This is a genomic window from Natrarchaeobius oligotrophus (assembly GCF_003841465.1).
Classification (GTDB): Archaea; Halobacteriota; Halobacteria; order Halobacteriales; family Natrialbaceae; genus Natrarchaeobius; species Natrarchaeobius oligotrophus.
The window spans coordinates 55,122-67,713 of the sequence record NZ_REFZ01000011.1; the positions used below are offsets into that span (position 1 = coordinate 55,122).

The following is a 12,592-nucleotide window of genomic DNA, read 5'->3' on the forward strand; positions in this document are numbered from 1 at the left end:
GGTTCGTTCTGTTCGCCGTGACGACGAAAAAGGTTCCGGTGCGACTCCCGCGACCGATCTCAGACCGGCTCGTCGCCCACGTTGATCGTCTTCGTCTGCGTGTACGCCTGCAGCGTCTCGAGGGCCCGCTCGCGGCCGATTCCGGACTGCTTGTAGCCGCCGAAGGGCATCCCCTGCGGGAAGTCGTTGTACTGGTTGATCCAGACGGTTCCGGCCTGGAGGTCCTTCGCGGCCTTTTGTGCGTCGGTGACGTCCGACGCGATGACGCCGGCCGCGAGCCCGTGGTCGACGTCGTTGGCGAGTTCGATCATCTCGTCGTACTCCGACCAGGAGAACGCCCTGAGCACGGGGCCGAAGATCTCGTCCTGGACGGCCGGGTGGTCGTGATCGATCTCGTTGATGACCGTCGGCAAGACGAAGTGACCGTCGCCGAGCGCGTCGTCGTCGGGTTTCGTCCCGCCCGTGACGACGTTCGCGTCGTCGTCGGTCGCCTTCCCGATGTACTCGAGCGAGCGCTCACACTGGGCGGCGCTCACCTTCGGGCCGATGACCGTCGACTCCTTCAGCGGATCGCCGGGGGCGTACTCCTCGGCGACCTCGGAGAGCGCCTCGAGCACCTCGGATTCGATCTCCTCGTGGACGAACAGTCGGCTTCCGGCACAGCAGTTTTCGCCCGCGCTGGTAAAGATCGCTCCGGCGGTAATCTCCGCCGCGCGCTCCGGATCGGCGTCGGGGAAGACGATCACCGGACTGTTGCCGCCCAGCTCGAGCGAGATGTCGGTGACGTTCTCCGCGGCGCTTTTCATGACCGATTTGCCGACCTCGGTGGAGCCGGTGAACGCGACCTTGTCGACGCCGGGGTGGCCCGTGATCGCCGAGCCGGCCGGCTCGCCGAAGCCGGTGACGACGTTGACGACGCCGTCGGGGAGGAGGTCCTCGATCTCCTCCAGGAACGCGAGAATCGACAGCGGGGTCTGTTCGGCCGGCTTGATGACGACGGTGTTGCCGGCGGCGAGCGCGGGCGCGAGCTTCCAGGAGGCCTGGGCGATCGGGTAGTTCCAGGGGATGATCGCGCCGACGACGCCGTGTGGCTCGCGGACGGTCATGACGGTCTTGTCGCCCTCGCTCGGAATCGTCGTCCCGTGGTTGGCCTGGGCCACGCCGGCGAAGTACCGATACTGTTCGACGGTCCGGTCCATGTCCCAGTGGGCGTCGCCGATCGGCATACCGTTGTTGAGCGTCTCGATCGTCGCGAGCCGATCCGCGGCCGCCTCGATGCGGTCGGCGATCTCGTTGAGGATGTCGCGGCGCTCGATCGCGGTCGAGTCCGACCAGGTCTCCTCGTAGGCGCGCCGGACCGCCGCCACCGCCTCGTCGACGTCGGCCTCGCCGCCTTCGGGGACCGCCGCGATCGGCTCCCCCGTGGTCGGGTTGTGCGTTTCGAACTCCGCGCCCGACTCGGCCGTCACCCACTCGCCGTCGATGAACATCCGCGGCGTCCAGTCGAGATACTCGCTTTCCGCTTTCTCGTGGCGTGCGAGAACGTCGGCTTTCGTCTCGCCGGTTGTGTTGTCCGAAGACATAGGCCAGGATAGACAGCAAACTCACAAATAACTTGCCCCGGGCGGGCCGTCGATCCACGGTTCGCGGTGAAACCAGCCGCCGGTTCGGCGGGCACCCGCCGACGGGCGAGCGCTACTCGTAGATCGGGTTGTCCGCACAGAGCTCGTCGATCTCCGCCGAGACGGTCGACGCGAGTTCCTCGTCGTCCGGCCGGTCGAGTAGATCGACGATGCGGTCGGCGACGGTTTCGATCTCGTCCGGTCCGAAGCCGCGCGTCGTCGCCGCCGCCGTCCCGACGCGAATCCCGCTGGTGACGAACGGCGAACGCGTCTCGCCCGGCACGGTGTTTTTGTTGACGGTGATCCCCACCGACTCGAGGATCGATTCGGCGTCGTCGCCGGTCAGGTCGGGGTGGGAGTCGCGGAGATCGACGAGCACGAGGTGTTTGTCGGTCCCGCCGCTGACGACGCCGAGCCCGCGGTCGATGAACGTCTCGGCCATCAGCGTCGCGTTCTCGACGACCCGTTCGGCGTACGCCTCGAACTCGGGCTCGAGGGCCTCCCCGAAACCGACGGCTTTCCCCGCGACGTTGTGCATCAGCGGGCCGCCCTGTCCGCCGGGAAAGATCGCGCTGTCGACGTCGTCGGCGTGCTCCTCGTCGGTCATGATGATCCCGCCGCGGCCGGCGCGGATCGTCTTGTGGGTCGAGCCGGTGACGAAGTCGGCGCTACCGACGGGGTTCGCGTGGACCCCCGCCGCGATCAATCCCGTGACGTGGGCGACGTCGGCCAGGTGGAAGGCGTCGACGTCGGCGGCGATCTCGCCGATGCGGTCGTACTCGAACTCGCGGGGATACGCGGAGGCACCACTGACGATCATCGCGGGCTCGCACTCCGCGGCCAGCTCCGCCAGTTCGTCGTAGTCGACGTACCCCGTCTCGGGGTCGACGCCGTACTGCGTCACGTCGTACAGCTGCCCCGAGAAGTTGACGTGGTGGCCGTGGCTGAGGTGACCGCCGTGGGTGAGATCGAGCGAGAGGATGGTGTCGCCGGGCTCGAGCGTCGCGAAGTAGACGCCCATGTTCGCCTGCGTGCCGCTGTGGGGCTGGACGTTGACGTGATCGGCACCGAACAGCGCCTTCGCCCGCTCGATGGCGAGTTCCTCGACCCGGTCGACGTGCTCGCAGCCACCGTAGTACCGCGCGCCGGGGTATCCTTCCGCGTACTTGTTCGTGAGGACGCTCCCCTGTGCCTCGAGGACGGCCCGCGAGACGTGGTTTTCGGAGGCGATCAGGTCGAGATCGCTCTCCTGGCGGCGTCGCTCGGCCTCGATCGCTTCGTGTACGTCCGGGTCGACGGTCGCAAGCGCATCGCTATTCGGCATACTGCTATCCGATGTGGTGAGAGAACATATGCCTTGCGCCGATCCCCGAGACGCGAGATGCCATGTGGAGAGCGCAACCCGCGGGAACAGAACGCATATACGTCAGTCGATCGTACCGTTCCGGCGATGACGCGAATCATCTCCACGGACGAAGCGCCGGCGGCGGTCGGCGCGTACAGCCAGGGAACGACCGACGGCGACCTCGTGTTCACTGCGGGCCAGATTCCGGCGACGACGGACGGCGAGATCCTCGCCGACGCGCCGATCGGCGAGCAGACCGAACGGGCACTCGAGAACGTGACGGCGGTGCTCGAGTCGGAGGGGGTCGGACTCGGAGACGTGCTGAAAGTGACCGTCTTCCTCGACGACATCGACGACTTCGAGGCGATGAACGAGGTGTACGCCGACTACTTCGACGACGAGCCGCCGGCCAGGAGCGCCCTCGAGGTCGCGAACCTCCCCAAGGGCGTCGGGATCGAGATCGAAGCAATCGCCTCGACGCGGTAGCGTCGGCCCTGTTTTCCGTTCGGAGAGGCCGTCGTGAATCACGGGCCAGCGCACCCACATCCGAGTCGCGGTTGCGCCGGCATATCGGTACGACACGCCCCCTCTCAGTAGGTGTGGATCGCGTCCCCGGTCGCGTCCAGGGCGGCCTCTTCGACCGCCTCGGCGAGGGTCGGGTGCGCCTGGATCGTTCCGACGATGTCGTCGACGGTGAGGTCGTTTGCCACCGCCACACTGACCGTCGCGATCAGCTCCGAAGCCTCCCGGCCGACGACCTGTCCGCCGAGCACCCGTCCCGACGGCTCGTCCGCGACGAGCGAGACGAACCCCTCGCTCGCGTTCGCCGTCAGCGCGCGTCCGTTGGCTCGTAGCGGGAATCTTCCGACGACGGGGTCGTACCCCTCCGCTTCGGCCGCGTCGGCCGTGAGACCGACCGTCGCGATCTCCGGATCAGTGAAGACGACAGCGGGGACGCCAGCGCGACCGGTCGACGATTCCGCGGCGACCGACTCCGCGACGCGCTTTCCCTCCTCGCTCGCCGCGTGCGCGAGCAGCGGCTCGCCGGCCGCGTCGCCGACCGCGAAGATCCGCTCGTTGGACGTCTCGAGCCGATCGTTCGTCTCGACGAACCCGTTCGAATCGACGTCGACGCCGGCGTTCTCGAGTTCCAGCGAGTCGGTCACCGGCTCGCGACCGACCGCGACCAGCACCGCGTCCGCGGTGACCGACTCGAGTCGGTCGTCGCCCGCGTCCGGTCGGTCGCCCGTCGGCTCGAGTTCCACGGTCGCGACACCGTCGGCGGTTTCGGTCCAGTCGGCTGCGACGTGATCGAACGCGAAGTCGATGCCGAGGTCGGCGGCCGTTCGGTAAACGGGCTCGACGAGGTCGTCGTCGTAGCCCGGGAGGATGCCGTCTAACGCTTCGACGACCGTCACGCGGGCGCCGAGTTTGGCGAACGCGGTCGACAGCTCCATCCCGATGTAGCCCGCGCCGACGACGAGCAATCGCTCCGGCAGTTCCTCCAGCTCGAGCGCCCGCCGCGCATCGAGTATCGGACCGTCTCCGTACGCGAACCCGGGCAGCTCGATCGGCCGACTCCCGGTCGCGACGACCGCTCGTTCGAACCCGATCCGTCGCTCGTCGGAGCCGTCCCGGACGGCGACCGTCCCCTCGTCCTCGAACGTCGCCTCTCCTTCGACGAGCGCGACGCCGTTTCGTTCACACAGCAGTTCGATCCCCCTCGTGAGCCGGCGAACGACGCGGTCTTTCCACCGTCGTATCTCGCCGAACTCGACGCTGACGTCCGCGTGGACGCCGATCTCGTGGGCAGTTCGCGCCTCGTGGGCGACCTCGGCCGCGTGAATGAGCGCCTTCGACGGGATGCAGCCGTGGTTGAGGCACGTTCCGCCGAACCCGCTTCGTTCGACGAGCGTCACGTCGACGCCGAGCTGTGCCGCCCGGATCGCGGCGACGTAGCCGGCCGGCCCCGCGCCGACGACGAGCAGTTCCGTTTCGCCTGTCGTACTCGAGTGATCTTCGGTCATGAATCTGTAGTCTTCGTTCCGTCCTGTGTCCGTACTCGGCATTGGTCGTGAGGCGATACTGGTGCGGTCTCGCGAGCGCGACGGTGGGACGCTACCGCCTCACGACTCGTCCAGCTGCTGCCAGGAGAGTCGCGGATTTCGCGCCGCGCTCGTCTGATCGATTCGACTCGCCGAGGTCTCGCTCGGGGCCGCCTCGAGGTCGGACGCGGCGTCCGCCGTGACGGCGTTGAACGCCGCCGCGAGCTGATCGAGCGATGACTTGCTTTCGGCCTCCGTCGGTTCGGTCATGAGTGCCTCGGAGACGTTCTCGGGCCACTTCGTCGTCGGCGGGTGGACGCCGTAATCGAGCATCCGCTTTGCGAAGTCGGCGGCGTCTCGCTCGCCCGCGCTGGCGACGAACTCGTGGTGGAACGGTTCGAACGGAACCTCGAGGTCGATCTGTGAGGCGAGATAGTTCGCGTTGAGCACCGCTTTGGCGCTCGCGTCGCGAAGGCCGTCGCCGCCCAGACGTTCGATGTACGCGTAGGCTTTGAGCAAGACGAGCCAGTTGCCCATCGCGCCGTGGACCTTCCCGATCGAGCGCTCTGGTTCGAACAGTTCGAACTCGCCGTTGGTCTCCCGAACCTGTGGCGACGGGAGGAATTCGGCGAGCTCCTCGGTGACGCCGACGGGGCCGGCTCCGGGTCCGCCGCCGCCGTGGGGCGTCGCGAACGTCTTGTGGACGTTGTAGTGCATGATGTCGAAGCCCATGTCGCCGGGACGCGCCCGTCCGAGTAGCGCGTTCAGGTTCGCGCCGTCGTAGTAGAGCAGCCCGCCCGCGTCGTGGATGATCGTGGCGATCTCCTCGATGTTGCGCTCGAACAGCCCCAGCGTGTTGGGGTTGGTGAGCATCAGCGCGGCGGTCGTGTCGCCGACGGCGGCCTCGAGCCCCTCGACGTCGACACGGCCGTCGTCGGTCTCGGGCAGTTCGACGACGTCGTACCCCCCGAGCGCCGCGGTCGCGAAGTTGGTCCCGTGGGCGCTCGTCGGGACGATCACTTCGGTGCGCTGGTCGCCCTCGCCGTTGGCCTCGTGGTAGGCCTTCGCGATGAGAATTCCGGTAAACTCGCCGGCGGCACCCGCGGGCGGCTGGAGCGTGACGGCGTCCATTCCGCCGATCCGTCCGAGGTAGTCCTGAAGCCCGTGGTAGATTTCGAGCGTTCCCTGGACGCTCTCGGCGTCCCGGTCCGGGTGAACCGACGCCGACGGGAGCGCGGCGACGTCCTCGGTGAACTTCGGGTTGTACTTCATCGTACACGACCCGAGGGGATAGGGACCGCTGTCGATTCCGTAGTTCATCTGCGAGAGCCGGGTGTAGTGGCGGGCCAGTTCCGGCTCGGAGAGTTCCGGCAACTCGAGTTCGTCCCGCGTGAGGTCGTCCGGGAGCCCGGCGTCGGGAACCTCGACGGTTTCGAGGCTCCGTTCCGACAGCAGCGGTTCGTAGCCGTCCGATTCGCCGTCGTTCCAGACCGTCTGCGTGTATCGTTGCATCAGTTCATCACCCCCTCGACGGCGTCGACGAGATCGTCGATTCGGTGTTCGTTGACGTCGGTGACACAGAGTTGCACCGTCTCCTCGTCGACGGCGTGGATCGCGAAGCCGTCGTCGTTCAGCGCGGCGACGACCGCTTCGGCGTCGGCGTCGACGCGAGCCCGGAACTCCCTGAAGTGATACCGGTTACGAACCGGCGCGGAGACGCCGTCGATCTCGTCCAGACGCGCTGCCGTCCGCTCGGGCAGTTCGCGACACGTCGTGGCGAGCGAGACGAGTCCCGACGGACCGAGCGAGGCGGCGTGAATCGCCGTTCGCAACGCGACCCACGCCTGGTTCGTACAGATGTTGCTCGTCGCCCGCTCGCGGCGGATGTGTTGCTCGCGGGTCTGCAACGTCAGGGTGAACGCGCGGTTCCCGTCCGCGTCCTCGCTCGCACCGACCAGTCGTCCCGGTACCTGCCGGAGGTACTCCTCCCGGCACGCGAACAGTCCGAGCCCCATCCCGTAGCTCGCGGGGAGGCCGAGCACGCTCGCGTCGCCGATCACGACGTCGACGCCGACCGACGCCGGCGAGCGCAACAGCGACAGCGCGACCGGATCCGATCCGAGACAGAACATCGCGTCGTGATCGTCGACGAGCGCGCCGATCTCCTCGAGGTGTTCTTCGAGGAGTCCCTCGGTCGTCGGACTCTCGAGGTAGGCCATCACGACGTCGTCGTCGATCGCACGCTCGACGGCGTCGGGCGTCGTCACGCCGTCGTCCGCGGGAACCGTCTCGACGCTGAGGTCGGCTCCGTCGACGTAGTTCTCGAGGACGTCTCGACGCTCCGGCCGAAGGTACTCGGGCACCAGAACGCGGGATCCGCTGGTTCCCCGGACCCGCGCGGCGAGCGTCGCCGCCTCGCCGAGTGCAGTCGCCGCGTCGTACATCGAGCAGTTCGCGATCTCGAGACCGGTCAACTCGACGAGCATCGACTGGTACTCGAACAGCGCCTGCAGGAACCCCTGCGTGACCTCCGGCTGGTACTGCGTGTAGGACGTGATGAACTCGGATCGCAGCGAGATGTGATCGACGATCGACGGAACGTGGTGGGAGTAGTGACCGCGGCCGAGGAACTCGGTCGCGTCGTCGTTTCGCGCGAGGGTCTCGCGCAGCCGTCGCTCGACAACCTGTTCCGAGCCACCGTCGATGTCGAACGAGCCGTCGAACCGGATCGACTCGCCGATGTCGAACAGCTCGTCGACGTCGTCCGCGTCGATCGCCTCGAGCATCGTCTCGACCTCGTCGGCGGTGTGGGGCGCGTACGGCGTCCCCCGAGGGTCGGCGTTCTGTTCGTCGCGGTCGGTTATCGAGAGTTCGGGATTTCCGCTCATCGTCGGTTAGATTCGTTCGGCGTATTCGTCCGCGTCGAGCAGGTGGTCGGGCTCGTCGGACGACTCGAGTTCGATCAACCAGCCGTCGTCGAACGGGCTTTCGTTGACCAGCTCGGGCCGGTCGCGAAGCGCCTCGTTCACCTCGACGACGGTCCCCGAGATCGGGGCGTAAACGTCCGAGACGGCCTTGATGCTCTCGACGAGCCCGAACGCGTCGTCGCGCTCGAGCGTCTCTCCTTCCGCCGGGAGTTCGACGAAGACGATGTCGCCGAGTTCGTCCTGTGCGAAGTCCGTGATACCGACGCGGACGACGCCGTCTCGCCTGTCGATCCACTCGTGCGATTCCGCGTACGACAATCCGTCCGGGATAGCAAATTCCATAGTTACTCCGTCACCGTCTCTTGTTCGAGCGATTCGAGGAACCGCTGATTGATAACCGTTGCGTCCACGGTCCGGTTTCGGACCTCGACGTCGATCGTCGTTCCCTCCTCGGCGTACGCCGAGTCGACGTATCCGAGCGCGATCGCCACCCCGAACGTGGGGCTCATCGTGCCGCTCGTGACGTGACCGATCCGCTCGCCGTCCGCGAGGATCGGGTAACCGTGACGGGCGATGCCGCGGCCGTCGATCCGGATTCCGACCAGCTCCTCGTCGAATCCCTCGTCCTCGAGATCGCCGAGCGCCTCCTGGCCGACGAACGCCGGCTTCGAGAGGTCCACGACGAACCCGAGGCCGGCCTCGAACGGCGTCCGTGGCTCCTCGTCGGGATCGAAGTCCTGACCCGAAAGCAGCAAGCCGGCCTCGAGTCGGAGCGTGTCCCGCGCGCCGAGTCCGCAGGGCTGGACGCCGTCGAAGGCGGCCCAGACCGCGTCCGAATCTTCGGCGGGGAAGAAGATCTCGACGCCGTCTTCGCCGGTGTATCCGGTTCTGGCGACGAGGCAGTCGACGTCGGCGATCTCGGTTCGCGTGGACGAGAACCGGCCGAGATCGGCGATCGGCTCCGAGGCGACCGACTCGACCCGCTCGATCGCGTCGGGCCCTTGGACCGCGACCAGTCCGGTCTCGTCCGTCTCGTTCGTCACGGTCGCCGAGAGATCGTGATCGGCCGCGTACGTCGACCACCGGTCGGTCATCTCCTCGCCGTGGCCGGCGTTCGGGACGAACAGGTAGCCGTCCCGCTCCGGATACCGGTAGACGACCGTGTCGTCGAGGATGATCCCGTCGTCGTCGAGGATGCACGAGTACTGTGCGTCGCCGCGCTCGAGCGTTCCGACGTCGTTCGTCGTCAGACGGTTCATCAGCGCTGTCGCGTCCGGTCCGTCGACGGACACCTCGCTCATGTGGCTGACGTCGAAGATGCCGACCGAATCGCGGACCGCGGCGTGTTCGGTTCGGATGGAGTCGAACGTGACGGGCATCTCCCATCCACCGAAATCGGTGAAATCTGCGCCCGCCTCCCGGTGTTCCTCGAAGAGTGGCGGCTTTTGTAGTGACACGTCAGACTCATTCCGGTAGCCGACTAAATAGATTTCCCTGTGGACGGGGCGTGCGGAAAGCGGTCCGATCGGATATCCGCGCTCGGCTCGTCGCTCGAGGCCGGTCGCCGGTTCGTACGGATTGTCGTACCGAAGTATCGGCATAAGCGCGACCGTTCCGGTTGCACCGGTACCGACTGCTAACAGACCGTATCAGGGGACGTCACTCGAGGTGGGCGACCTCGTAGCCGGCGTCCCGGATCGACTCGACGATTCGGTCGGTCTGATCGGCGCCGCTCGTTTCGATCCGGAACTGCAGGTACGCGTGTCCGACGTCGAGATCCTTCGCGGAGCGCTCGTGGCTCACGTCCGAAATGTTCGCGCCGCAGTCGGCGATGAGCTCGGAGATGCGGTTCATCTCGCCCGGCTGGTCGACGATCCGAACCCGCAGCCGGACGAGCTGGTCACGGTGTGTGAGCCCGTGGGTGAGGACCGTCTGGAGGTCGGTCATGCTCAGGTTGCCGCCACAGAGCAGCGCCACGACGAGTTCGTCCTCCACGTCGACCTGCCCGCTTCGGAGCGCGGCGACCGAGATCGCGCCCGCGCCCTCGACCATCTGCTTGGTTCGCTCGAGCAAGAACAGGACGCTTTCCGCGATCGCCGTGTCGGAGACGGTGACGACCTCGTCGACGTACTCGTCGATCAGCGCGAACGTCCGCTCTGAGATGCCGCCGGTCGCGATCCCGTCCGCGATCGTCCGGACCGACTCGCGGGTGTGTGGTTCCCCTTTCCGCAGGCTCTGGGGAACCGTCGCCGCGCCGTCGGCCTGGACGCCCACGATCCGCGTCTCCGGAGACAGTTCCCCGATCGCCGTCGCGATGCCGCCGATGAGGCCCCCGCCCCCGATCGGGACGAGCACGGTGTCGACGTCGGGAACCTGCGAGAGGATCTCGAGTCCGAGCGTTCCCTGGCCGGCGATGATCTCCGGATCGTCGTACGCGTGGACGAACGCGCGATCGTCGTCCACGATCGACTTCGCGTGCGACATCGCCTCTCGGAACGTCTTGCCGTGGAGTTCGACCGCCGCGCCGTAGCCCCTCGTGGCGTCGATCTTCGCCTGGGGTGCGTTCTTCGGCATCACGATCGTCGACTCGAGTCCGGTCTTCGTCGCCGCGAGGGCGACCCCCTGTGCGTGGTTCCCGGCGCTTGCCGCGACGACGCCGGCGTACTCGTCGTCGGCGTCGGTCAGCGTCTTGAGCTTGTTGTATGCCCCCCGGGTCTTGAACGAGCCGGTTCGCTGTAAGTGTTCCATCTTGAGTCGAACCGTCGCGCCGACCTCGGTGTCTAGCGTCCGGCTCGTTTCGAGCGGCGTTTCTCGGACGACGTCCTCGTCGTCGAACCGATCGCGGGCGAGTCGAATGTCGGATAGCGTAACGTCCATAGCTGTCTCCGTGGGTGGCGAACGCCGGGCAGTCGCGTGATGCGTCCCGTCGTCGATTGACCGGCGCCCGTCTTATAGCTACGGGTCGCCACCCGCGGCGACCCCGACGAACGACTCCGATTCGTTCGCCGGGAGACCGAGCCGTACGCGCCGGTTCCCACGATGGGGAACGTTCCCGTTGGCAGGTCGCGAGATCGGCGAGAATCGTCGTTTTTTCTCGCCACATCCGACACGATACGAACGGTATCTTTTCAGATGACGGTAGATCCCGTTTTTATCGTGAGTCCGTCCACTCACGAAACGTGTTGTTAATAATTCACACGGCTTTGGTTCCCCACATGTGGGAACGGTCGGAATACCCGTTCTGGGTCCCAACGACTGGAACTGACCGATTCGAGTGGTCGACGACCGGTGGAGACGGCCGTAGGCGAACGGGATGGGAGGAAGAACGCGAGTTCCGTCAGGTAGTTTTATAGGTGTGATCGCTCTCAGTAGGGCCATGAGCGGAACCGACGGTGGGGACACGCGAAAGACGACCAAGACCTCGCTGGCCGTGGTCGAAGCCGTCAACGAACTGGACGGTGCGACCCTGTCGGAACTCGCCGAACACACCGGCCTCGCGACGAGCACCCTCCATACGCACCTGCGAACGCTCGAGGAAACCGAGTACGTGACCAGGATCGGACAGACGTACGAGCTGGGACTGAAGCTTTTCTACCTTGGGGAAAACGCCCGGCGACGCGACAGCAGGTACGCCCTGGCGAAAGAGCGCGCGTTCCGGCTGGCGAACCAGGTGAGCGAGGAGGTGAACTTCGCCGTCGAGGAGTACGGTCGATCGATCATCCTGTTCGACGAGACGCCCTCGCCCTCCGACAGAGGCTTTCAGGTCGGCCGGTACTTCCACATGCACAGCTCGGCGAGCGGGAAGGCGATGCTCGCCGAGTTCTCGCGCGAGCGGATCGACGAGATCATCGACAAGTGGGGGATGCCACGGTACACGGAGAACACGATCACCGACCTGGAGGAACTCCTCGCGGAACTCGAGACGATCAGAGAACAGGGGTACGCGGTGAACCGCCAGGAGGAACTCGAGGGGTTGCACTCGGTCGCGATGGTGATCAACGAGCCCGACGGCTCGGTCTTCGGCTCGCTTGACATCTCGGGACCGCCCTACCGCCTCCCCGAAAACAGCGAGATCGCGGCCCAGCTCCGACCGGTCGTGGAGAACCTCGAGGCCGAACTCGAGGCCTACTCGTAGATTACAACCATACATCTGTAATTCTCGAGCGTTTCGTCGATCGGATGAATCCGGGAACACGCCGTGCGATACGTATCACCACCGAAAATATATCAATATTGCACATATGATGTGGATCGGATTATTATTTCTGAGTTGTTTTCTGTCCAGATTCACAGTATCGATATATCTGCGCAAAGAGTGCTCATTTGATACCTTCTCCGGAATTTATCTTCCGAAATACACAATATATGGAATAGTTATCGATGCTTGTGATTATAGTTCGAACCTATCCACAACTCACGTAATCAGTGGCGTGTCGATCGAATCCGGAAACCGGATGGGCAATATCGGCGGCAATGCCGTCGAACGAGACGGTGGCGATGGAACACACCGGATCACGGGAACCGTTCGAATTCCATGTAGGAAAACGGCTAAGTATACAAGTTCAGATAAGATCCAGTTAGTATCTGATCCCAAACCTATTTCTCGGTCGATCACGTTTCGCTTTCGACCGCCGTGTCGAGCGCGACGGCTCG

The 12,592-nt window shown here is 65.7% G+C and carries 10 protein-coding genes; 2 read left to right on the forward strand and 8 right to left on the reverse strand.

The genetic code is table 11. The features are described 5' to 3' along the window. Nucleotides 1-59 precede the first annotated feature (59 nt). Entirely contained in the window at nucleotides 60-1,583 is a 1,524-nt protein-coding gene (locus tag EA472_RS15260) for an aldehyde dehydrogenase family protein (RefSeq protein WP_124192378.1), read from the reverse strand. 112 nt (nucleotides 1,584-1,695) lie between these two features. Further along, nucleotides 1,696-2,946, reverse strand: coding sequence for a serine hydroxymethyltransferase (glyA, locus tag EA472_RS15265; RefSeq protein WP_124192379.1), 1,251 nt, complete (start codon nucleotides 2,944-2,946; stop codon nucleotides 1,696-1,698). A gap of 126 nt (nucleotides 2,947-3,072) precedes the next feature. On the opposite strand from glyA, the gene EA472_RS15270 reads away from it, so the two are divergent. Next, nucleotides 3,073-3,453, forward strand: coding sequence for a Rid family detoxifying hydrolase (locus tag EA472_RS15270; protein ID WP_124192380.1), 381 nt, complete (start codon nucleotides 3,073-3,075; stop codon nucleotides 3,451-3,453). Nucleotides 3,454-3,557: 104 nt separating this feature from the next. Here the strand turns inward: EA472_RS15270 and lpdA are convergent, their stop codons facing one another. From lpdA to ilvA, 6 genes are all read right to left on the reverse strand, one after another. After that, on the reverse strand, nucleotides 3,558-4,994 hold the full coding sequence (lpdA, locus tag EA472_RS15275) for a dihydrolipoyl dehydrogenase (RefSeq protein ID WP_124192381.1): 1,437 nt from the start codon (nucleotides 4,992-4,994) through the stop codon (nucleotides 3,558-3,560). A gap of 99 nt (nucleotides 4,995-5,093) precedes the next feature. Next, nucleotides 5,094-6,524, reverse strand: a complete 1,431-nt coding sequence (gene gcvPB / locus EA472_RS15280; RefSeq protein ID WP_124192382.1) for an aminomethyl-transferring glycine dehydrogenase subunit GcvPB — start codon at nucleotides 6,522-6,524, stop codon at nucleotides 5,094-5,096. Continuing rightward, nucleotides 6,524-7,900 (reverse strand): aminomethyl-transferring glycine dehydrogenase subunit GcvPA, encoded by a 1,377-nt coding sequence (gcvPA, locus tag EA472_RS15285; RefSeq protein WP_124192383.1) that lies wholly within the window; start codon nucleotides 7,898-7,900, stop codon nucleotides 6,524-6,526. The genes gcvPB and gcvPA overlap by 1 nt, the downstream gene beginning before the upstream one ends. Before the next feature lie 6 nt (nucleotides 7,901-7,906). Beyond that, nucleotides 7,907-8,281, reverse strand: a complete 375-nt coding sequence (gene gcvH, locus EA472_RS15290; protein WP_124192384.1) for a glycine cleavage system protein GcvH — start codon at nucleotides 8,279-8,281, stop codon at nucleotides 7,907-7,909. A gap of 2 nt (nucleotides 8,282-8,283) precedes the next feature. Continuing rightward, on the reverse strand, nucleotides 8,284-9,396 hold the full coding sequence (gene gcvT / locus EA472_RS15295) for a glycine cleavage system aminomethyltransferase GcvT (RefSeq protein ID WP_124192385.1): 1,113 nt from the start codon (nucleotides 9,394-9,396) through the stop codon (nucleotides 8,284-8,286). A gap of 202 nt (nucleotides 9,397-9,598) precedes the next feature. Then, nucleotides 9,599-10,816 carry a threonine ammonia-lyase gene (gene ilvA / locus EA472_RS15300; protein ID WP_124192386.1) on the reverse strand — a complete coding sequence of 406 codons (1,218 nt, stop codon included), beginning with the start codon at nucleotides 10,814-10,816 and terminating at the stop codon, nucleotides 9,599-9,601. A 499-nt stretch (nucleotides 10,817-11,315) separates the two neighbouring features. Between ilvA and EA472_RS15305 the strand changes: the two genes are divergently transcribed. Continuing rightward, nucleotides 11,316-12,074, forward strand: a complete 759-nt coding sequence (locus tag EA472_RS15305; RefSeq protein ID WP_124192387.1) for an IclR family transcriptional regulator — start codon at nucleotides 11,316-11,318, stop codon at nucleotides 12,072-12,074. Nucleotides 12,075-12,592 lie beyond the last annotated feature (518 nt).